The 24644-nt window shown below is 49.5% G+C and carries 6 protein-coding genes; all 6 read right to left on the bottom strand.

Annotation, left to right across the window (positions count from 1 at the left end):
• Positions 1-9 precede the first annotated feature (9 nt).
• The 6 genes from DFQ00_RS19015 to DFQ00_RS19040 are packed head-to-tail and all read right to left on the bottom strand — an operon-like array spanning position 10 to position 24600.
• Entirely contained in the window at positions 10-1329 is a 1320-nt protein-coding gene (locus tag DFQ00_RS19015) for an aspartate aminotransferase family protein (RefSeq protein ID WP_110898060.1), read from the bottom strand.
• Entirely contained in the window at positions 1326-2306 is a 981-nt protein-coding gene (locus DFQ00_RS19020) for an ACP S-malonyltransferase (protein WP_110898061.1), read from the bottom strand. Before DFQ00_RS19020 ends, DFQ00_RS19015 begins: the two co-directional genes overlap by 4 nt.
• Complete coding sequence (locus DFQ00_RS19025) at positions 2303-3460, bottom strand: acyl-CoA dehydrogenase family protein (RefSeq protein ID WP_110898062.1); 1158 nt, start codon at positions 3458-3460, stop codon at positions 2303-2305. Before DFQ00_RS19025 ends, DFQ00_RS19020 begins: the two co-directional genes overlap by 4 nt.
• Complete coding sequence (locus tag DFQ00_RS19030; protein ID WP_110898063.1) at positions 3457-3714, bottom strand: acyl carrier protein; 258 nt, start codon at positions 3712-3714, stop codon at positions 3457-3459. Before DFQ00_RS19030 ends, DFQ00_RS19025 begins: the two co-directional genes overlap by 4 nt.
• Positions 3711-7844: a beta-ketoacyl synthase N-terminal-like domain-containing protein gene (locus DFQ00_RS19035; RefSeq protein WP_167433774.1), complete on the bottom strand. Its 4134-nt coding sequence runs from the start codon at positions 7842-7844 to the stop codon at positions 3711-3713. The genes DFQ00_RS19030 and DFQ00_RS19035 overlap by 4 nt, the downstream gene beginning before the upstream one ends.
• Positions 7834-24600 carry a non-ribosomal peptide synthetase/type I polyketide synthase gene (locus tag DFQ00_RS19040; RefSeq protein ID WP_110898065.1) on the bottom strand — a complete coding sequence of 5589 codons (16767 nt, stop codon included), beginning with the start codon at positions 24598-24600 and terminating at the stop codon, positions 7834-7836. The genes DFQ00_RS19035 and DFQ00_RS19040 overlap by 11 nt, the downstream gene beginning before the upstream one ends.
• Positions 24601-24644 lie beyond the last annotated feature (44 nt).

Genomic DNA, 24644 nt, shown 5'->3' on the forward strand with positions numbered 1-24644 from the left:
GATCTCGCATTAGACAAGTTCATCGTATATCTCTTTCATCTCGGCAATCGCCGCAGGTACACGCTCGCTGAACCAGGCCACATCCTCCATGTCCAGCATAATATTGGGGTACATGCGAGAAAGCGTAGATACGAGAATACCATGCTCGGCAAGCTTGTTATTTAATAAAATGTCAAAGGACATCAATTCAAAGGTGTACTCCGCCGTATCCAGCAGCGGCTCTGGACAGCAGTGATACGAAGCACACCCCGGCGGACCCTGCACAATAAGTGGCAATCCTGCCTTTGCCGCCTCTTGCTTGAAGATGTCATGAATCATCTCGGCATGAAGATTCATGCGATTCATGGCTTTTCCTTCATTGCGGCCCAGCATTTCCAGCGTTGCCTTCACCGCGGCTGTGCCTAACGGATAACCGTTAAACGTTCCCGCATGAATGACCTTTTTGTCTACGAGGAGCTTCATGATATCGGCTCGCCCAACCAATGCAGAGACTGGAACGCCACCGCCAGCAATGGCTTTCCCGAGCGTGGTCAAGTCGGGTGTAACACCGAACATCTGCTGAGCCCCGCCGAGTCCCATACGAAATCCAGTAATAATCTCATCAAAGATGAGCACAACCTGATGATGATCACACAACTCTCTGACCCGCTTCAGATATTCCGAGGCTGGCATAATACCTCCCCCGTTCACACAGACCGGTTCCATGATTACAGCTGCAATGTCATCACCCTGCTCAACAAAAAGCTCTTCCAGACGCTCAGCATCATTCCACGGCAGCAGATAGGATTGAGATTCCATCACATCTCTGGCTCTTCCCTTCGTGCCTTTCATATCACCCGGATAGTCCGAAGGTACAGGCAGCCCTGTGCGAGGTGTCTTTCCTCCCATAATGTTGTCCGAGTTGCCATGGTAATGACCTTCAAAACGAACAAAGCGATTTTTGCCAGTCCATGCGCGAGCAAGACGAAGTGCATTTTGTACAATCTCCGTACCCGACAGCCCAAACCGGATCATCTCTGCAGAAGGCACATATTGATGGATTAATTCAAGCGCTTCTGCATCCAGATCACAGTGGCTAACCGAGAGAACACGATCAATCGTCTCCTTCAGGCAATCGTTATATTCCTCGTTTCCATGACCTACAATCAGCGCACCAAAGCGGGCATACAAGTCCAGATATTCACGTCCGTTCATATCTGTCACTCTGCTTCCTGCAGCACGGGTGAAGTGCAGTGGCGTCTCTTCCCACGGAAGGTGAAAATTATAATGAACGCCTCCGGGAAGCCGCTTCTTAACCCGCTGGTTATACTCCGTCATCTCTATAATCATCGGGCTTCGCCTCCCCCAAATAGTTCAATCTCTGCCGTACAGCGTTCCAGCAGCCTTGATTGATCCTGCTCATCATCCAGGGAGTACACATGCATCGAGGCATCGTACTCGCCAAGCATATTCTTGACACTCTGGCCTGGTCCGACATCCATCCAGACTGCAACGCCTCTCTGTTTAGCTTGAGTCAAGGCCTGAGTCCAGCGAATCGGCTGCAGCAGCTGAGCTGTCAATAGCTTTGGAATCTCTTCTGCTTGCTTGATGAACTCTCCATGCACTGTAGAACATATTGCAAATTCAGGAGCAGAGAAGGAGAGGCGGGATACGATCGCTTCCATCTCCGGCTGGATAAATTGCATCAATGCGCTATGGTAGGGCGCATCTGCTTTCATAGGCATCATGCGAAAGGGAATAAATTCCCCTCCGGCTTCATCCACTTTTTCATCCAGCACACGCAGACCCTGCGCCTCACCCGCCACGACAAATTGGTTTGGTGAGTTATATCCAGAGATGGACACATAATGGCTATCACGAATACTCGCCACGATCTGTTCGAGATCGTCCTGCTGCATATCAACCACAATGCCCGCTCTCCCCTTCTGTTCTTGTATTGCCCGGTGCATTAATGCCCCGCGGGAAGCTGTAAAACGAACACCATCGGCAAAGCTCAATGCTCCTGCGGCAACCAAAGCAGCAATCTCGCCCAGACTATGACCGACTGCATAATCCGGGATCAGACCCGACCGACGGGTGAAGGATTCAAACAGCGTATAACTGGCTGCAAGCACAGCGGGCTGCGCATATTCCGATTGTGTCAATTGCTCGAGAGATCCTGCCAGCACCAATGCTCTCAGATCAAACCCCAGCACCTCACTCGCTTCAGCAAAAATCCGTTGCGCTTCCGGTTCGGTATTCAACAGATTGCTGCACATACCGATATACTGGCTTCCCTGGCCCGGAAACAAGGCACAGATCGTCATATGCCACCACCACGCTTGTAATAAGCCTTCAGCCCATAGTGTGAGATCATCTCCTGCTGCATCTGAGAAGAGCCTTCAATAATCTCCAGAATTTTGGCTTCCTTGTACAATCTGGACACAGGATACTCACTGCTAATTCCATTCGCACCATGAACCTGAAGCGCATCACTTGCAACTTCAACGGCTATTTTCGATGTGAAATATTTGGCGATGGTTGTTTCCATTATGGCCTGCGGGTCCTTGGCTTCCCTGAGCTCTGCAGCGCGCAAACATAATGCTCTGGCAGCATGGACTTTGGTTACTGCATCACCGATCATGCCACGAATGAGCTGGAAATGGCTCAACTTCTGATCAAACTGCTTCCGTTTCCGCGAATAGGTCACCATGGAATCAAGGGCCTCCTGCGCTATCGCCAATCCTGCCCAGGCAATGCTATATCTGCCCTGATCAAGGGCGCTGCTTACGATATATTCGAAGCCTTCGTGAACACGCCCAATCAGATGGCTCTTCGGTACACGCACCTCATGAAGATCAATTTCGGCCAGTCCTGTCTCGCCGCCAACCATAACGCCTTCGATAGCCTGAGTCTGAACACCCTCGAACTGGCGCTCAACCCAGAAGGCTGTACTCCTTCCTTCATGAGAGGCAACGATGATGAAGGCATCGGCCACATGCCCAAATGTGATCCACTTTTTCTTTCCGTTCAGTACATAACCATCCGCTTCTTCTCGCCATGTTGTCTTCACGTTCTTGGCATCTGACCCCACTTCCGGCTCTGTCAGACCAAAGGCCCCAATCCATTCTCCGCTGACTAACTTAGGCAGCCAGGCAGACTTCTGTTCAGGCGAGCCAAACCGTACCAACGTTTCACTCACCAGTGAAGTATGGACTGTCAGCAAACTTCGAACAGCAGGAAGCGCCTTTCCGAAAACCTCGGTTAACATGCCATACGCCTTGGCACCAAGACCCATGCCGCCATATTCCCGTGGAATAGAAGCAGCCAAGTAGCCTTTTTCAGCCATCGCCTTAATCAGTGAACGGGGAATAGATTGCTGCTCCTGAATCTGCCGGGCATAAGGACGAATCTCGCGAGCAGCAAACAACTCGGCTTCATGAACAATCTCTTGCTCCTGCATCAGATCCAGCTCAATCATTCTACGGCCTCCCCTTGAAGAAGCGATTCATGGAGATAGGTTGCGAACTCAGCAATCGTTTTGTATTCAAACAACGCAACCGGGCTAATGTCCACCCGCAAATGTTTGCGTGTTCGATTAATGATCTTAAGTGCCTGAACCGAAGATACACCTATTTTCAAAAAATTCGTTTCTTCATCAATGTCCTCCGGCGCCTGGTTTAATGCTGCAGCAATTTCGCCTTTGATAAACCATTCAATCTCGTCTCTTGTCATATCAAGACCTCCGTCTCCTGATTCACATCTACCCAGTGTGTATGCGGCTCGAAAGGATGCGCTGGCAAATGAATCATCTGTCCAGATCCATCCGGGTGTAGCTGTTCCCAATCCAGAGAAGCTCCGTGCACATAGAGCTGTGCCAGCAGCAATGCCAGTTGTCGCTCCATATCAAGCGGTGTATCCGCAGACAGATAAATCATCTTTTCCTTGCCTGTGCTTCCGGCAGGTATCAAGCCCTCAGCAGTAGCCAGCATAATAACGATGTCTGCACCTGGCATCGGGCTGGATGGTTCTTGAACACTTCCCGAAGTCACTTTACGCATCAACGCAGCGTGCTTGTTTGCAGTCGCAGTAGAGTCAACAGTTTGCTCCTGTTGGAGCTGTGCCAGCCACGCTTCTCCGCCATCTACACCTCGAATCTCCTGAATGGAAGGTACCAGAGATACGAGAGTTTCCAGCAAACTCATCCCATGCCCTCGCTCCGCCAGCTCGATTTGGTGTCCGACAACGACATTGATACGTGCAGCACGACTCTTTGCCTTAAAGCCCGATTGCATGCCGTTTAAGTTCCATTCCCCGGTGCTGCTTACTGTTAAAGCCGCCCGATAACGATAATGTTTTCTGTACCGATTCCTTGTGAAACAAAGATCCGCCGGGCGCAGGTCCTTATGCTCTTGCATGTATTGCTGGGTGTTATGAATGAGCTTCTCCAATGCCTGTTCTGTCTTGGCAGAGAACGTTAGCAGATGCTCGCGAGTTGAGCCTTCATCCCGAACCGCCGGTGCATTCCATTCCTCCAACACAATATGAGCATTGGTACCGCCAAGGCCGAATGAACTGATCCCCGCTTTACGCGTTTTACCTTCGGACACCTCCCACGCTCTATGCCGGTTAACAATATAGAACGGAGACTGCTCCAGACGAAGAGCTGGATTTGGATGATCCATATGTAGACTCGGAACAAGCTCCTTGTGCTGCATACTAAGCAGAACTTTAGCCAGACTGGCTCCACTGGAAGCAGCAAATAAATGTCCGATATTGGTTTTGACTGAGCCAAGACCAATGGAGGTATCATTACCGTATCCCTTCTCCTGAAACAATCGGAGTAACGCATTCACCTCGATGGGATCTCCAATTCTTGTTCCCGAGCCGTGTGCTTCAATATAAGAAATCTCCTGCGGATTCAGATTGGCATCGCTGTATGCCGCACGCAGCACTTCATATTGGCCTTGTGGATTCGGCGCCATGATTCCCAAGGAATATCCGTCGTTATTGACGGCGGCTCCCCGAATCACGCCATAGATATGTTTATTGGCGCGAACTGCCTCTGTTAGCGGCTCCAGGTATACAACAACTGCACCCTCACCGATGACCGACCCATCAGCCTCCTGATCAAACACCTTCGTATGCTGGGTAGAAGAACAGATGCCCGCATTACGCGACAGCTGGTGCACATAAGGTGTTGCCAGAATGCTTGCTCCGCCTACCACTGCACCGGAGATGCGTTTATCCTGAATAGCCGCAATTGCATGCGTTAATGCCACCAGAAATGAAGAACAGGCCGTATCAATCGCAAGTGCCGGACCAGTGAAATTGTATAAATGGGAAATGGACGCCGCGGCTATGTTAGACATGTTGCCAACCATCGCATGAGAGTGCACCTCGGACCCTTCACTGCGATTCATGTAATCTACAACCAGATCAAAGTACGAGCTAGGGTTCATGCCCACATACACGCCAACATCCCGCTTATGCTCCTGATCCAGGATCATTCCTGCATCCTCAAGTGCCTCATAAGCAACCTCAAGCAATTTACGGTGCTGCGGGTCCATGAATGCAGCTTGCTCTGATGGAATCTCAAAAAACTCGTGGTCAAAGGTGTCCGGATGTTTTAATTCGCCGATCCAGTCATCCCAATCCGGACGTTTGGAGCGTGCGGCCCGTTCCAGGCTGACCCGATCCACGCTATCCAGACCTTTAACGAGATTACTCCAGAATTCCTCTTGCGTATCTGCATCAGGCAGACGCAAGGACAGGCCCGTTATTGCAATAGCTCGATGTACATTTAACTGGTTATCTGAATGAAGTGTCTTCTCCAGCAGCTTGTTATCTTCAGGAAGCTCCTGAAGATATTCCACCATCTCCTGTACCGTTCTGCCAAAAACGAGCACCTCCTGTCCCAATTCACGCCCCATATGTGCGGATAATTTATCGAGTAATTGATAGGCGAGAATTGAGTTTCCTCCCAGGGCAAGAAACGGCACGTTCATCTTGATGTTCTGAATTGGCAATTGCAAGACTTCGGCCCAAGCGTTCAGCACCGTTTGCTCCAAGGATACAGCGTGAATGATCTCGGGAGTAACTTGCGATTGGTTTTGCTCGATCATCGCTTCAATCGCTTCAATATCCTTACGAAACGTTCCGCTCTCATACTCATTTCTCAACATAAAGCGCTGAACTTTGCCACTTGTTGTTTTAGGGATAACCTTAATGGGAAGAACATGCGTGATCTCGATGCCCAGACCGGATCTCATCCGATCCATCAGGTCCTGCCTGATTTCCAGAAACTGCGGCGTGCTCGATTTATATTTCACAAATACAAGCAGTTCTTCGGTTTGTGTCACGCTGTTAAAATGTCCCACTACCGTCAGATTACCTCTTGGAATACTGTCGCCAGCATATAAAATCTCTTCCAAATCATGTGCATAATGATTCTGTCCACGGATAAAAACGATATCCTTCATTCGACCGCTCACAACCAGAGAGCCCTCTGCCATAAATCCGAGATCTCCTGTTCTGAGCCATCCGTCCACGAACAGCTCCCGATTGATCTCAGGCAGATTGTAATAGCCAGAGGTTACCGATTCCCCGCGAATCTGGATCTCACCTACGATTCGTTCATCGACAACCTCGCCCTGTTCATTGGCAATCCGAATCTGGATGCCTGTCATTGGGTAACCTTCATGTACAAATTCAATCGTATCCAAAGGATCATAAGCAGCATTCTTAACTGGAACAGCTGTACCATGCTGCACAAACTCCTTACGAGACAGCCGCTCTATACGCGGCTCTACTCCCAGTCGAGAGGTGCATACACCTACCGTTGCCTCGGCCATGCCGTAAGCGGGAAACATCATATCAGCGCGATAACCGCAGGAGCTGAATTTTTGGGTGAATCGCTCGATCACCTTGGTCGAGATTGGCTCGGCACCGTTTAAGGTCATACGTAGTGATGATAAATCAAGGGATGCGAGTTTCGAATCCGGGATCTTCTGCACCATCCATTCAAAGCCAAAGTTTGTGCAGCAGAACCACTTTCCCTGATGTTCCGTAATTTTGCGCAGGAACAAATACGGCGATCTGACAAATGTATATGGCGACATCACCATCAAATTGGCACCGCACAGGACAGTGGTCAAGTGCTGCCCGAACATTCCCATATCGTGGGTATGGGGCAACCAGGTGAATACATTATCCCCTTCTTCTGCGCCAAGGAATGTCTTACATGCGATACTGTTCGCAATAATGTTATAGTTGGTTAGCTGTACCCCTTTGGGAACGCCCGTACTGCCTGATGAAAACTGCAGGAATACAACATCCTCGGGAGACGTCAGATCTATTTCAGCAAGTGTCTGACTCATTTGAAGCTCGCTGACACTAATACATCTCAGCCCCTGAAATATTGAGCTTTCCGCAAGACTTGTGTATTTAGGCAAGAAGGCTTCTTCTACGATCACCACGGGCCGCCCGAGCACTTCCCATATTTTCGTGAATTTCTCCAGTCCTGCCGAACGAGGTTCCCAGGAGGCAGGAGGACTAACGGGGGCGACAATTATGCCGCCCAGCATGCAAGCCCAAAATGTACGATAAAACTGTTGTGAATGATCAATCTCCAAAATGACGACCTGACCTTTGGCAACTCCGTTCTCGAGCAGGCCCTGCAAGTACAAGCGCCCTTGCTTCAACAGCTCAGGATATGATTCAAACTGTTCTTCACCTGATGAACTGATATACGTGATGCCCTTCTCCGGATGTGTATCAGCAATATACATGAGAAGTTCAGCAACTGTGGCATAATGCTCCGGCACAATCAACTCCGGCCCTCGTTGTATGGATTTACTGGACATGCTGCACCTCCATTGCCTCATTATGAACTTTCACTTTCACACCTCTGCCGATCTGTTCCTCGATCTGTTGTTTTATCCGTTCAATATCCAGCCCTGTATGACAGGCCAAGTGTACATAAACACCGTTTTCATCGTAATGCATGACCCATTCCATGTACGCAAGTGCATCCGCAGAGTTCTCTTTGGCTGTGGACTCGATCTCTGGTACGGTCTCCTCGCTGGAGATGAAACCCTGGAAGTTGAACAGGATCAGTTGTCGCGGCTCCTCCGTGGTTTGTCTGTATGCCTCATGAAGTTTTTCGTGGATTCCGGCATATCGGGATGCAATGACTGAATCATGTGTAAGTGCCATGAAATTAAGATGATGCTCCCTGGTCCAGTCAAGATGCTGCGTCAGGTCCTCTTGGGTGAACTCATCATGTACAAGTATTGGAATGAGATCGAGAAATTCTCCGACGTGATCATAATAGGATTTCGTTCCATACTCTCTGCCATAATGCACCAGAGCAACCGGCAGCTGATCTATGTTCAGGTACGAAGCAAGGATGCTCGCAAACGTTCTAATATGAGTCCAAGAGGCCTCCTCCAGTTGCTCGCCTGTGGAATCGGTACGTGGTATCTCAACAGTCAACGCCGAAGGCGAGGCATTTCCTGACCTGCTCTTCAATTGATGCATAACATTGCTGTTGTGGTGGCTCCATGCCTCAATGGCAAACTGCTCATCCAGCTCAGCTTCGTTCATGCCAACAGGTCCTCCAGACAACTCACGTACATATTCTTCATAATTTCGAACTTCAAATGAATGCTCCAGATGATTTCCCGCAGCTTGCTGGTTACGGGTAATGTCTGACTCAAGCTGCTGCTTGATGATCTCGGCACTCATGCCATCAAAAGCAAGATGATCAAAGCCCCAGATTAGCCTGTGCTCTGTGGCTGACGTACGCAGAATGCATAGTCGCCATGGTAACCCCTCTAGTGCATAAGGCTTGTGTAATATTGCCTGGACCAGCTTGTGCTCCAGTTGCTCCAGTGCAGCAGGAGCATAGTGACAAACATCAAGATAGGGAATCAGTTGCAGCAACATATCTGCTGCAAGAGACAGATCGCACTGATGCCAGTACAACGTGTCTTCCTTATATAGAACACTGTGCAGCAGCTGATGGCGGGCAATAACCCCGAGAATCAGCGTTTTCACAGCATATTCATTTAAAGGTGCCTCCAATGTCGTGATAAAACCACTCGCTCGTGAAGTTGTACATGCATGTGCCTGTTGAATTGGAGAGAGCGGGAAACGGCTTATAGTCGTTGTGCCCGTCATAAAACTTGAAACCTGATTACAATTGTTCGAGACATGTAAAACCAGGCTACCCAGTTGTTTCTCATGGAGTGTAATATCTTGAGGTATTGTAATCGGAGACTGAATGTGCAGGCTTTCTTCAGCTGAAATTGAGGTTGAATCCGTTCCTGTTAACGAATCTGCCAACGCTCTCGCTGTATGATATTGGAATAATTCGATCACACTGATGGCAATTCCTTCTTTTGACAAAATTTGAGTTAAAGCGATCGCTTTAAGCGAATGTCCCCCATTTTGAAAGAAGTGATCTGTTACGCCAAAGCTAGGATTATTCAGAACCTGTCTCATGGCATTCAGGATAATTCGCTCTCTAGCCGTGTGTGCAGAATCAGCATAATGTGCTGTAACATGCATGGACTGTGCTTCCATCATTTCGGATAAAATCTTCCGATCCACCTTACCGTTAGCGTTGATTGGCAGATGATCCATTCGCACGATCTGTGCAGGAACCATGTATTCGGGCAACCGTTTGTGCAGCTCTGTCCGAACATCGTTAACCGCGAATTCCACATTGGATTCCGTTGTATAAAACGCCGAAACGGTTAAACTGCCCGATGCATCGGTTGCTGTCATCACAAAGGCGTCCTTTATTCCCGGCAGCAGTTCAAGACAATTGCATATCTCTGACAGCTCGATTCGGAAACCTCTGATTTTCACTTGAAAATCAGAACGTTCAATAAACATCAAGCTTCCGTCCATTCGACGTTTGACAATATCTCCTGTGCGATACATCCGTTCTCCCTCACGGAAAGGATCTGCTACAAAATGTTTGCGGGTAAGCTCTTCACGATTCAGATAACCGATACCTACCGCATCCCCGCTAATGTATAACTCACCAGGCACATTGACGGGAACAGGATTCAGATCTTCATCGAGAACATACAAAGCTGTATTCGACAACGGATAACCTATAGGCAACGAGTCGATATATGGCTCCGTCTGCTCAAGCAAGTGATAGGTGGCAAAGAAAGTCGCTTCCGTTGGACCATATCCATTTAACAGCCTGCCTGGCCCTACACATGCAAGGGCTTTGTTCGCGTGGCTTACGGATGCTGCTTCCCCGCCAAACATCACTCGGCGAACGTCTTTCAGACAATCAACATCCCAATCCACCAGCATGTTAAACAACGAGGTCGTGATGAAAAACACCGAAATTTGCTGCTGACGAATCACTCCTGCAAGACGGGCCATATCCAGGATGACTTCTTTCGGAATGAGCACCAGAGTAGCCCCATTGATTAATGAAGCAAAAATATCGAATATCGACCCGTCAAACGCATAATTGGAAACCTGTAACACCCGATCCTCAGGCACCACGGTCACAAAATTACTTTTCTTCATGACCTTGATAACATTGCGATGACTCATCATCGTGCCTTTCGGCATGCCGGTTGATCCTGACGTGTAGATGATATAGGCCGGGTCAACCGCCTTCGTGCTGATCTGCACGAGCGGCTCCTCAGACTCTCCTGCAATGAAAGCGGTCAGTTCTTCGGCAGGCACCAGCACATTGGGAACAACAGACTTCCATGTCGAGATATAGGCGGCTTCAGTCAGCAGCATGGCTGCATTGCAATCTTTTAAAATAAATTCTGTTCGAGCTGGCGGTAAGGCTGGATCAATCGGCACATAGTGACAGCCTGCTGTTAGTGTAGCAAGGATGCTGATCATCTGGATCGGTCCACGGTCCAGGATCAAAGCGATACTTGAGCCTGATTCCACCTTACTTTCAAGTATGCTGGATGCGAGCCTGTGAACATTCGCATGTACATCGGCATAACTCCATTCCTCATCTCCCCATACGAGCGCTGTCTTCTGACCATGTAAACGAACCTGCTCCTCGAAGAGCTCGGGAATGGTTGCCTCCCGCGGATATTGCATCTGGTTCTCGTTGACTCCGAATAAAAGCCATTCACGCTCTTCAGGTACAGTAAGTTTGATCTGACGAATCCGCTCAGCAGCTCCTGTAATCATCTGAGTTAGAACATATCGGAATTTATTGATCATGAAGTCGATGGAAGAAGGATTGAACAATTCAGACCGATATTCCACTTCAACCGTATACTGCTGCTGCTGCTCAACCACCGTCCACGTCTGATCAAACTTGGCATCTACCTTCCCATCCATCCAGGGGTCAAGATGCAGGGCTCCAGCTTCAGGCTCATCCGTACCCATGTTGATGTAGTTCAGCACGATATCGAACAGCGGATTACGGCTCAAGTCACCGAACAACCCAAGCTTCTCTACCAGCGCTTCATACGGATATTGCTGATGCTTATAGCAGGTTAACAGCTTGCTGCGAACCTCGTTCATGTACAGCTCAACCGGCTGATCCTTGTCCAAGGTTGTGCGAATGGCGAGCATATTTACAAACATGCCCATGACGCTATCAAGCTCTGGTTGCTCTCTTCCCGCTACTGCTGTACCAATGACCACATCATCTTGTCCGGTATATTTCCAGATCAGAACGTTCAAAGCCGCCATGAACAGCATGTAAGGAGTGAGTCCCTGTCGTGTACAAAATTCGTTAATCTGAGCACTTAACACTTGGCCAAACTCAGCGCTGATCCGCTCTCCCTGATGGGATAACACGCCACGTCTCGGGGAATCCGTAAGCAATTCGACAGGTGCAGGCATGTCCTCAAACTCCTGCAGCCAGAATGCTTCATCTTCAGCAGCATGCCGCTCCGATCTCGAAGGATCAAGCCATTCGGCATAGTCCTTGTACTGAATCGTTAACGGTTCAAGGGATTCCCCGCTGTACAAGCGAGCAAATTCCTCGATAAGAATCGCAATTGAACTCTGATCAGAGATAATATGATGCATGTCAATGAACAGAATATGCTCCTCTTCTGCAAGGCGGGCAAGCTTTACGCGAACAAGTGGTGCACGAGTCAGATCAAAAGGCTCTAGCCACTCGACCAGCTGTTCAGGCTCTGCTTTTTCCAACTCCAGCAGTTCCACAACACTTGCGACCTGATCCTCGATGATCTGATACAGTTCACCATCCACCATCTCGAATCGGGTTCGGAACGCTTCATGTCGCTGTACAAGAGCATCCATCACCGCTATGAATCGAGCAGTATCAAGCTCTCCCCGCACCCTGTACGAGCTTGCGAGATTATACGCAGTGCTTTCACCGTTCAACCATTCATGTACAACAAACATTCGTCTCTGCGCAGAGGTTGTCTGGTATCTCTCTTTGGGGGCTGCTGGTAAAATGTGTTGACCCAGCTGTTCTACGCTCATGCTTTGCTGCTCCTGAATCCATTCCACCATGCGGGCCAGCACCGAATGTTCAAAAACATCTTCCAGTCCCATGGACACGCCAAACCTGTCCTTGATTCGGGATGCCAGAGAGATCGCCTTTAAGGAGTGTCCTCCAATTTGGAAGAAATCGTCCTCCGTGGCCACAGCTTCACATCCAAGCAGTTCCTGCCAAAGCTGTGCTGTCGCTTCATGTATTTCATCGCTACTCAAGCTGACCCCAATCTTGTTATTTCCCGTCTGAACTGGTGAGGATATGGATGAAATCTCGGCATCTGCTGTCTGCTGCATACCTGTAAGCAGATATAGCGGAACATCATGCTTATGCACAATCGGATCAAACGAGTAAGTCGGAAGAGACACTTTTTGCCCAGATCCTTGTCCGTTCACCTGCTCCCAGTCCAGTTCAATGCCCAGGCACCAGCAATATCCCAGTGTTTTCATAAAATAAACATCCGCTTCGAGTGAACTGGACCGATCTCCAGTAAGCGAAACAACATGTGTTTCCTTCAAGCCAGACATCAGCAGCTCTTCCGGCTTCAGCCCCTGCTCCAGATAAGCTGTGATCCAGAGTGTGCCCTCCGGGAACGCTGAGAGACCACCTCGGGATAGTAATGGGAACGTAGACGTTTCTCTGATTAGCCCCGTAACATGAGAGGCCAGCTTATCAGCAGACTCATCTATACCATGCTCTATCGCGCTACCTGCTCGCGCATGTAATGCATCACTCAAAGCTCCGTCTCTGGATGACCATTCATTCACGTTATACAACAGGCGCACGGCATGAGCCGGCTCAAGGGCACCACTGAGGACCAGTCCGACCAGTTCACCGATGCCTTGTCCACATACCGCGTCCGGCTTCACACCTGTCTGAAGGAGCGTGGCGAACAAAGCATGCTGCACTACAAAGCAATACATACGCTTCAGGCGTTCATCACGGATCGGCCGACCAATACTCTGCCGAAGTGCATATTGCTCCTTCACCTCAAACTGTTTCAGCATAAGATCAAAGTGCTGGTTAAATCGTTCAGATACTGGACTGCGATACCTGGAAGCATACATCTCCCGAATCATACTCGGCTCCCAGAGAGCAGCCCCACCGATATAAAACACAACCTCAGGTCTGGCTTGCTCCACGCTTCCCTGTGCCTCAACCTCTTGCACCTGATCGCTGGAAGGGATAACCCCGTCTAGAGCGACAAGCGTTTTGCGATATTTGAACCTGCTTCTGCCCTCCTGCAGCGTCCAGGCCGCATCAGACAATTGCTCTGGCCTATTCTCCAGTGCCTGTGCAACGGAATGATACGTACGTTCCAAGGCAGATTTGCTTTTGGCTGAGAAAGGCAGCAGTAACAGCGGCTGATACACGGCTTGACTCTCCTGAGCAGGCGGCTGCTCCAGAATGATATGAGCATTCGTACCGCCAATGCCAAATGAGCTAACGGCTGCACGCAGCACCTGTTCCTCATTTGCGAAATGCCGCGCTTCCCGGTTGATATAGAAGGGACTGCGCTCCAGTTCCAGCATCGGGTTGGGTCTGTCCATATGAATCTGTGGCGGAACGGTACGATGATGCAGCATTAGAACCGTTTTGATAAACCCGGCAACGCCAGCCGCAGCGTCAAGATGACCGATATTCGCTTTGACGGAGCCAAGTGCGCAATAATGCTGCTTTTCCGTCCCCCAGGACTGTCTAAGCGCTTCAATCTCCATCGGATCACCCAGCTTCGTGCCTGTCCCATGCGCCTCCACATAATTGATCTCATCAGGAGATATGCCGGAGCGTTCAAGCGCTGTCTGGATCACTTTCACTTGCCCGGTAACACTTGGCGCGGTATACCCGATTTTGTGCAAACCATCATTATTGATGGCCGAGCCCTTGATCACTGCATAAATTGGATCTCCATCGCGTTGCGCTTCACGAAGCGGTTTCAGAACCACCATGCCACACCCGTTCCCGGAAACGGTACCTGACGCCTGTTCATCAAATGGCCTGCAATGCCCGTCTTTCGAATAGATCATGCCCTCGTGCCAGTGATACCCTTCCCGTAGTGGATAGGAGATGGACACGCCTCCGGCAAGCGCCACGTCGCACTCCCCACGGATCAGAGACTCCGCAGCCTGATGAATTGCCACCAGGGAGGTTGAGCAGGCGGTCTGTACGGCCATACTTGGCCCCCTCAGATTAAGTTTATGGGATATGCGAGTGGTGATATAATCCTTCTCATTTAGCGTCATCGCCTCAAAGGCTTGCAGCAGGTCGCCTGAACGCCCGAGAAATTGAACCATCCAAGGCAAGCTTGATCCACTTCCGGCAAATAAACCGATGGAGCCGGAGTAGCGGTACGGGTCGCAGCCTGCATGTTCAAGCGCCTCCCAGGAGCATTGATGCAGCATTCGAATTTGCGGGTCCATCATACCGGACTCCTGATACGGATATTCAAAAAACTCGGAATCAAAAAACTCTGTATCCTGCAGCACACCCTTGGCACGAACATATTCAGGATGGTTATAATCTTCCGGTCGCACCCCTGCTGCCCTTAGTTCCTCTTCCGTCAAGCGAACAATACCTTGCTCTCCTGCCATCAGCTGCTGCCAAAATTCTTCAATATTTCTCGATCCCGGGAAGTGCCCGGCCATCCCGATCACCGCAATATCCGTAGAAGAAGCAGCACTATTCCTGTTTATTGCGTCCGGGTCTGCCTGAATATTTAGTGGCTTCTCTTCCGTTCTGCTCTGCGTCAGTATCAAATCCTCTTCGGCCTTGTCCAGTCCAATGGAATTCATCCTTTGTTCAGACATGAGATGATCCACCAATGATGCAATAGAGGAATGTTCAAACAGCTTCACAAGCGGGATATGTTCTCCCAGATAAGCATTTAAACGGTTATTGATTAGAATCAGCCCCAGCGAGTTGCCACCGATATCAAAAAAGTGGTCTTGAACGCCAACATGTTCCCGCTTCAAAGTATCCTTCCATGCGTCCATAAGCATCTGCTGAAGCCCTTCACGGGTCTGCTTTCTGCTTATTGGAGAGCTGCTGCCCGATCTGACAGACGAATCAGATATATGGACTGCTTCAACAAAATCAGAACTTTGAAGGGCATTCCGATTCAGCTTGCCATTAGGCAGAACCGGCAGCTTCTCAAGACGGATTAGCCGGGAAGGCAGCATATAATGAGGCAGTCTTTGCCTCAGCCACGCCCGAAGCTGTACCTCCTCCTCGTCCATAACCGATGCACTCACATCCTGCTTCATGCTGTAGTACAGAATTAATTGCAGCTGCTCAGGTTGCTCCCCTTCTGCCTTCACAACGGCTTCCCGCACTCGTGCATGACTCATAGCCATCTGTTCAATCTCGTGGAGTTCAATCCGATATCCTCTGATCTTCACCTGCTGATCCAAACGCCCTGCCAGCTCAACTTCTCCGTTTGGCAAAATGCGTGCCAGATCACCTGTCCGGTACATGCGCCCTCCCAAAGCATGAGCATGTTCAATGAACCTGGCGTTCGTCTCGGCCCTATTGTTCAGGTAACCTCGGGATAACCCCCGGCCTGCAATGCAGAGCTCGCCATAATTTCCCGGAGGTAACATCTCACCTTGATCATCTATAACATATAGCTCCGTGTTGGCAATCGGCTTGCCAATCGTAATCAGATCTGGTTCCGTTAATTCTTTGGTCGTCGACCAGATCGTTGTTTCCGTAGGCCCGTACATATTAAAGACCCGGGCAGAGGAATTCTTTTTCAGATCCTTCAAAAGCACTGCGGGTACACTTTCTCCCCCGGTGAGCACACATCGAAGCTGCGGAAGTATCTTCGCAAACTCCGTATTCTCAACAAATGCCTTGATACGTGATACTGTGCTGAGAATATGGGTAACCCCCTGTTCCCGTATCCGCTGTGCGGCAAGAACGGGATCAAGTTGCTCCTGCTCATCTGCCAGATAAAGCGAGTAGCCTGTGCATAACGGGGCCCACACTTCAAAACCGAAAATATCAAATGAGATCGTCGTTACACTGATGATGCGGTCTGTTTCATGGGTGAAAATTTTTCGGTATCTAATGTCCTCTACAAAATTAACCATCGCTTCATGCGTAATCATGGCGCCTTTAGGGCGGCCGGTCGAGCCGGATGTAAAGATTACACAAGACAAGTCTGAAGAAAGAACACCCACATTCGGGTTGACTGCTGAACGTTCATCAGCAAGCTCAGGCTGATAGACCAAGCGATCTCCTTCATATGACATGATATCCGCTTCATCAGAAGTGCACAGGAGTAGCTTCATACGACTATCTTCCATCATATTCAGTATGCGCTGTGGCGGAAACGACGGATCAAGAGGCAGATAAGCCGCACCTGCTTTGAGCACTGCGATCAACATCACGATTAGTGATTCATTTCGATGGCATAATATACCAACCGATTCATCCCTGCGTACTCCGCGCTCCATCAGTTTCCAAGCTAACCCGTTAGCTCGCTCGTTCAGCTCTTTATAGGTCAATACCTTACCAGAGGATACAACGAGAGCGATCTTGTCCGGTGTGCGTTCTGCCTGCTGTTCAAACAACTGGTGCAGACTCAGCGTCTGATCATACGCCAGAAGTGGACCTGTCAGCCGATGAAGAGCCGTTTCCAGGGAGACTGACGCTTTGTCGTAAATTCTGCCCAAAGGTACATCCGGTTGTTGCACAATCTGTTCACATATTCCGATAAACTCCTGAATCATGCCTTCTATAGATTCGCCCTTGAACAGATCCAGGGCATATTCGATGTACCCTTCGATTACACGCTGCTCCCTGTTCTCCTGACATGTCAATAACAGGTCATAGGTTGAGGTTCCCGTCTCCACCGGAACTGAACTGAACTGTAGACCATGAAGTTCAAGATCATGCAGCTCCATATTCTGATAATCAAAGCACACGTCAAAGATCGCATTGCGGTTCAGTTCCCGTTTGAATCCAAGCTGTGCAACAAGCTCGTTGAAGGGATACTCCTGATAAGCAAACGCATCAAGTGTATGCTGTTTAAGCTCACGCAAAAATGCAGTGTATGCCCGGTCAGGTGCAGGGGAATTTCGCATAGGAATCATATTGACAAACATGCCCACCGTTTCTTGCCATTCCTCTTGCAGCCTTCCAGCGACCGGTGTACCCACGACGATATCGTGCTGACCTGTTCGACTTGCGAGCAACAGATTCCATACACTCAGCATCAGCATATACATGGATACTTCATTTGAGGAGGCCAGCTTATGCAAACGTTCTGTTAGTGAGTGACTTAGCGTAAAATGCACACGTTCACCCTGCATGGATCGCTGCATTGCACGATCATAATCAAGCGGAAGCTGAAGCACCGGCGGTGCTTCGTCAAAGCGTTCTTGCCAGTAGGACTGATGCGGCTGATAAACGTCCGAGGACAGACGTTTCTGCTGCCATACTGCATAATCTTTGTAATGTAGCCGCACGGTACGTTCCTCGCCAAAATACAATGCATTGAAGTCACGGGTTATCAGCTCAACTGACGTGCCGTCCGCTATAATGTGATGGATATCAAAGAACAACAGATGCTTGCGCTCCCCTGTTTTAATGAGCTTCACACGCATAAGCGGCGCTTGATGGAGTGCAAAAGGACAAATCAACGTCTGGATAAATGAGGACATCGCCTGCTCATCAGACAGGTGCTGCTCAACATAGTCAAGATGTATAGGAACTGATGTATGAACAATCTGAACAACTTCATCTCCGCGTATCTCAAATGTGGTTCTAAGTGCCTCATGACAATGCACCAGCTTCTCCAGTGCAGCTTGCACCTTTGCCACATCCAGATCTCCCTCAATGAGCGTGGCTGACGGCAAATTATAGGCTGTGCTATTCGGCTCAAGCATGGACTGGGTAAACATACGCATCTGTGCAGAAGAGATAGGGTACGCATCCATAACTGCTACAGGCTCGATCATAGGCTGCTCGGCTTGTGGCTCCAGCATGCCATAGAGATGCTCTGCCAGTTGAGCCGGTGTTGCATGGTTGAACACATCGGCTACCTCTGGCTGCATACCGATAGCGGACCGGATCGACGCAGACAGGCTGACTGCTTTGAGTGAGTCTCCGCCAACGGCAAAGAAGTTATCGTGCTCATCCAGATCGCGTATGCCAAAAATCGCTATATACGCCTCAAGCACCACCTGCTTCATAGCTTCCAGGTTGCCTGTATGACCTTGCTCAACAGAACGGGAAGGGCTACCGTATTGCGAACTGACTTGCTGTGCAGGCTGTCCGGCACGACTCGTTTCGACCACTGCACCACCAATCAGGGATTGCTCAATCGGATAATGCTGCTTGTCGAATTGATACGTAGGCAGAGAGCATTTGCGGCGTACGGTTTGTCCTTTGAGAGCTCTCCAGTCCGGCTCGATGCCCTCACACCATAACTCCGCAATTCGGCGGCTGGTATACAGGCTGTCCTCTTCGTTTTCTCTGACGTGACGAAGCATATTAATAACGAAATGTGTGCCCTTTGATTGGACATGCTGTCTGACAAAAGAGCTCAAGGTACGGCCTGCACCCACCTCGATGAAAATGGCCTGCTCGTCTTGCAGCAGTTCGGCCAGGTTCGCTTCAAATAGCACAGGTTGTAAAATATGCTTTGCCCAGTAATTCGGACTTGTAATTTCGCTTGAACGTGCCCATGTTCCGCTCGAATTCGAAAGCAATGGAATTTGCGGACTTTGGAGCGAATAAGCGGCCAAGCGGCGTTCGAACTCGATCGCAGCATCCTGCATCATCGGAGTATGGAAAGCATGAGAGGTTTTTACACGAATACATTTCCAGCCCAGCCCCGTAGCCTTTGCTTCCATTCGGTCAATAGCCTCTGCCGTGCCGCCAATGACACTGGAACCTGACGTATTGACCAAGGCTAGCCACAGATCTTCGTCCAGTTGGGACTTCACCAGCTGTGAATCCTCCATAATAGCAAGCATGACCCCTGGCTGTTGCTGCTGCATCAACCGTCCGCGCAGTCTTACGATCTGTACTGCATCTCGCAGGTTGAATACACCTGCTATCACGGCCGCTGTCAGTTCACCAATGCTGTGTCCAATCATGCCATCCGGCTGAATACCGAGTTCCTGCAAAGATTTTGCCATAGCATAACTGGTCATAAATAACGCGAATTGACTGTACTCTGTCTGATTCATCCGTTCAGGCTGCTGATCACCATACACAACCGACTTTATATCTTCACGCTCGTCAACCGGAAGCAAATCCAGAATCTCCTGGACATATCTTCGGAACAGAGGGGCTATGCCCGCTTGCTCTGCAGATTGGTACAGTCCAGCTCCCATCCCTTGATACTGACTGCCCTGCCCAGGGAACATGAAATATACAGGACGCCGAACTTGCGGTGAATGAACGATTTTAGCCTTTTCCAGCTGCTGCATGCATTGCTCTGAATTCTCTCTCCAGCCTTTATCCAGAATCAGTGCCTTGCGATACGAAAAATGAGTGCGACCTGTCTGCAATGTCCACGCTGCGTTCGAAAGCGATGTATGCGGATGCTCTAACAGGTGCGCCATAACTCGTTCAGCAGTGCGATTCAGTGAAGATTCTGTTTTGGCAGAAAAAAGCAATACGTTGACATCATCATCCGGACTACACTTGTCCATCGTCGGAGCCTCCTCCAATACCATGTGGGCATTGGTACCTCCCACACCAAATGAATTGATACCCGCACGCCGAACCCCAGCTTCACCTTGATGCCAAGCTACTCCTTGCGGGTTGACTTTGAAGGGCGTGCCCGCAAAATCAATCTTGGGATTGGGCTGTTCATAGTTCGCGGTGCCCGGGATATAATTGTGATCAAGACTAAGCGCCACCTTAATCAGACCAACTACCCCCGCCGCGGTGTCCATGTGTCCCACATTGCCCTTCACCGAGCCAAGATAACAGAACTGCTTCTTATCCGAGGCAAAGGCACGTGTCAGAGATTCGACTTCAATCGGATCACCGAGCAAAGTTCCTGTACCGTGTGCCTCAATGTAACTGACCGTTTCAGGATCAACACCGGCGGCCTGATACGCATCCTGAATAACCTCGGCCTGTCCGCTTACGCTTGGAGCAAGGAAGCTGAGTTTGTCATGACCATCATTGTTGATGGCCGAGCCTTTGATCACGCCGTAAATATGGTCTGTATCTCGTAAAGCATCCGTTAACCGTTTCAGCACTACAATACCCATTCCGTTAGAGAAGACCGTACCGCTCGCTGCCGCATCAAATGGTCGACAGTGACCATCCGACGCAAACATCATGCCGTCCTCGTATACGTATCCGCCTTCGTTAGGCAGCTCGACTGTAATGCCCCCCGCTACAGCGACATCGCATTCACCAACCATCAAGGATTGACAAGCCAGATGTGGAGTGACCAGAGAGGTTGAACATCCTGTGAGTGCTGTATAAGCAGGTCCCTTGAGATTCAGCTTATAGGCCATTCGTGTAGCCAGAAAATGATTGGTGCTCAGCGTGAACGCCTCGTATTTGCTGCTGTATCCTGCATCATTAAACAACACTTGACGATACCACTCAAAATCATCCGACCCACCAAGGAACACACCCACTTTGCCCGCTTCATCGGGCTTGCATCCCGCGTCCTCGAGCGCTTCCCAGATTCCCTGATACATCAGTCTGAACTGGGGAGACATCATGCTCGCTTCACCGGGTGTATAGTCAAAAAAGCCAGCATCGAACTGTTCAATGCCATCGACTCGTCCCTTGGCCTTCACATACCGGGGCGAACGCAGCAACGCTTCGTCAACACCGAGTGCTCTCAGTTCCTCATCACTGTAAAAATGAATACTCTCCTGACCTGTCGCCAGATTATGCCAGAATTCACGAATATCCGCCGCCCCCGGCACATTCACTGCCATACCTACAATAGCAATATCCTCACGCAGGATACCCGCTTTACGTTGAAAGCGTTCCTCACGCGAATGAGTTGCTGGCATGGCTTCCCGGGTCTGCCCCAGAGCTGCGAACTGCCGCAATGTAGGACACTCGAAAAAGCGCGGCACAGGAAAATCCACTTCGGTACGATGTTTTAATCGGTTATGAGCCTGAATAACGGAAAATGAATTGCCACCCAGTTCGAAGAAATGGTCGTCCCTTCCTACCCTCTCCACACCCAGCACCTCAGCCCATACGGCCGCAATTTCCCACTCCAGCTCAGTGGCAGGAGGAACATAAGCCGTACTTGATGTATGTGTGTGTGTGGTGTCAGCGATCAGGGCATTTCGGTCAACTTTCCCGCTGCTATTCAATGGAAATTCCGTTTTATGTACAAAAACAGATGGAATCATATAAGCAGGCAGAGCTTGCGACAGATGCTCCCTCAACTCAGTCACAGGTAATTCCTGTTCGGATAGATAATATGCGTAAAGTGAGCCGGATCTGCCTTCCGATGACTTCATGACTACCACCGTCTGAATGACTCCAGGATAGGAAGAAAGGGTGTTTTCAATCTCCCCGGTCTCCAGTCTCGCTCCCTGAATTTTCACCTGAAAATCAATGCGTCCCAAATATTCGATGGTTCCGCTTGGCAGGGATCGAACCATATCTCCTGTACGATACATCATTTTGAAATAGTCAGGGTCCTTCTCTTCGTCATAAAAAGGATTAAGCACAAATTTCTCCCGGGTCATCTGTTCCAGATTCAAATACCCCCGCGCAAGACCCACACCACTAAGACATAACTCACCCGGAATACCCATAGGCTGCAACTCATCTCTGTCCCCTACGACATACCACCTTGATTCATTAAGCGGTACACCAATCGGAATATTGCCCTTACCTTCATAAGAGCCAAGCGGATAATGCGAGACCCATATCGTACATTCCGTAGGGCCATACACATTTTCCAGGCTTGCCCGGATATTCAAGCGATCAAATTTTTTCAGGATGTCTGGTGTGACTGCCTCGCCGCCCACAAAGACCCATTTCAGTGTATGGAGTTCCGAATGATCATGCCGGATTTCCATTGTTTCGAGAAAAAGACGGAACAAGGTCGGAACAAAATTGATGTGGGTTACCTGATGTTCGGCTATAACCGATAATATACGGGAAGGGTCCTTCTCCGCTCCAGGCGGCAGAATGCTTAAAGCGCCCTCGCCCATAAACCAGCCAAACAATTCCGTACAGGACACATCGAAGGTGTAGGCTGTTTTGAGCATATACACATCATTCGCTTGTACCGGGAACCTACGTTCCAGATCCAGCAGTGTATTCACAACGCTATGATTTTCGATCATGACCCCCTTGGGCTTGCCGGTTGAGCCTGATGTGTACATAATGTACGCAAGGCTTCGAGGATTTAGCGGCTCTTCAGGATTCGTAATGTCTCCAGTAAACACCTCTGCATCGTCTGTGTAGATATAATCAGCTGATAACGACTTATCCTCTGCTTCTGGCCGCAGAGCAATGACAGTGGAGATATCCGCATCGGATAAAATATATGCTTTTCTGGATACTGGATAGGCAGGGTCTAGAGGCACAAACGCACATCCCGCTTTCAACACAGCAAGCAAGGCAATAACCATCTCGGAAGAACGCGGCATTTGCACGCCGACCACCTCATTTTCCGTCTTTTTCCTTGCAAGGATCTGTCTCGCCAGTTGATTAGCCTTTGCATTCACCTCTGCATAGGTTTGTCTCTTCTGTTCTTCGAGTAGAGCTACTCGCTCAGGGTACTGTGCAACTTTTGCATGAAAAACATCTATGATGTGCTGCGGGGTATAAGGGAAATACGAAGTTTGGTTGAACTGTTGCAGCAATTGGGCCTGCTCGTCCTGCATCAGAAGACTGTACTCACTCAGGCTATGCTCCGACTTGGATACGAGCTGCTGCATGAGGTACAAGAAACGTTGTCCCATGCGCTCCATCGAATCGGCGCGGAACAAGGTCGGTTTATATTGCAGTTTCAACTGAGTGCCTGTAGAGGTACTGTTCAGTACAACCATCAGATCACCCGGGAATGTAACCACATCCTGCTCCACGAGTCTGGTTCCAGGCACATCCTCATCATACGAATCGTATACAAAGGAGACATCAAACACGGATGGTGAGCCTGGCTGTACCTGCATCATGCTGTCTCTCACAATCAGGTTGTTGGGATATCCAATATGTTTGTACGTATCCATCCAGGTCGCTGTTACTTGCTCCAGCAGAGAAGCAAACGATGATTCAGGATTGATATGGAACCGCATCGGTAGCATATGCACAAAACATCCAATCGTCTCCTCCAGGTCGAAACCGGGACGATGCGAGTAGGGGGAAGCAAAGGTGATATCTTCTCTGCCTACATATTTGTGCATAAGAACACTGAATGCCCCCATGAAAAACATAAACACAGTGACTTCATGATCTCTGGACATTCGGGTAATGTCCGCCATCAACGATTCGGGGATGTCAAACCGCAGTTCATGCCCTGCCCCGGATTGTGAACTGCCTGCCGGGTAATCATGTTCCAGAGCCAGCGGTTCAGCGCCTTGCATTCGGGATAACCAGAAATCACGCTCACGGTTATACTTGTTTTCTTGTAGCTTTGTATTCTCAGCGTGCATGTAGGAGATAAACCCTTGATCCTCTTTGACCTCCACGGGCAGGTCCTGCAGCATGCATGTATAGGAGTGGAAAAGTTTGTTTTTCAGCAGTTCAAGTGACAAGCCGTCGCAAATTAAATGGTGTATGCACAAGGTGAGGACATGCTGCTGCTCCTCCATATGTGTAAGCATCATTCGAAATAGCGGACCTTGCTCCAATGCAAACGGGGTTTGAATAAAAGCTTCTATGGCGGCCTTTAACTGCTGCTGCTTCTCATCCTGATGCTGATCACGCAGATCACGCAAGATCAGTGCATAATCCATATCTTCCTGGATGGATAGGACAGGTCGGTCCTGCTGTATCTCAATATGTGTACGGAGCACGACTTGTTCAGACATGAGCAATGCAACGGAGCGATGAAAGGCTTCAAGATGAAGCCCTTCTATTTGTATTGAAGCTGAGATGTTATACGAAGCAGGATCATTCACTTGACAATCGAAATAGATCCCTTTCTGCGTTTCGGAGAGTTCCACGGTTTTACGTACCATCACGACCACACCTCATTCATTAATTGAGATTCAAGCTGTGCTGT

This window comes from Paenibacillus barcinonensis (assembly GCF_003217495.1).
GTDB lineage: Bacteria > Bacillota > Bacilli > Paenibacillales > Paenibacillaceae > Paenibacillus > Paenibacillus barcinonensis.

Bases quoted from the DNA above. Each gene is read 5' to 3' on its own strand.
- DFQ00_RS19030 (WP_110898063.1), bottom strand. From the start codon at position 3,714: ATGACAAGAGACGAGATTGAATGGTTTATCAAAGGCGAAATTGCTGCA.
- DFQ00_RS19025 (WP_110898062.1), bottom strand. From the start codon at position 3,460: ATGATTGAGCTGGATCTGATGCAGGAGCAAGAGATTGTTCATGAAGCC.
- DFQ00_RS19020 (WP_110898061.1), bottom strand. From the start codon at position 2,306: ATGACGATCTGTGCCTTGTTTCCGGGCCAGGGAAGCCAGTATATCGGT.
- DFQ00_RS19015 (WP_110898060.1), bottom strand. From the start codon at position 1,329: ATGATTATAGAGATGACGGAGTATAACCAGCGGGTTAAGAAGCGGCTT.
- DFQ00_RS19035 (WP_167433774.1), bottom strand. From the start codon at position 7,844: ATGTCCAGTAAATCCATACAACGAGGGCCGGAGTTGATTGTGCCGGAG.
- DFQ00_RS19040 (WP_110898065.1), bottom strand. From the start codon at position 24,600: ATGGTACGTAAAACCGTGGAACTCTCCGAAACGCAGAAAGGGATCTAT.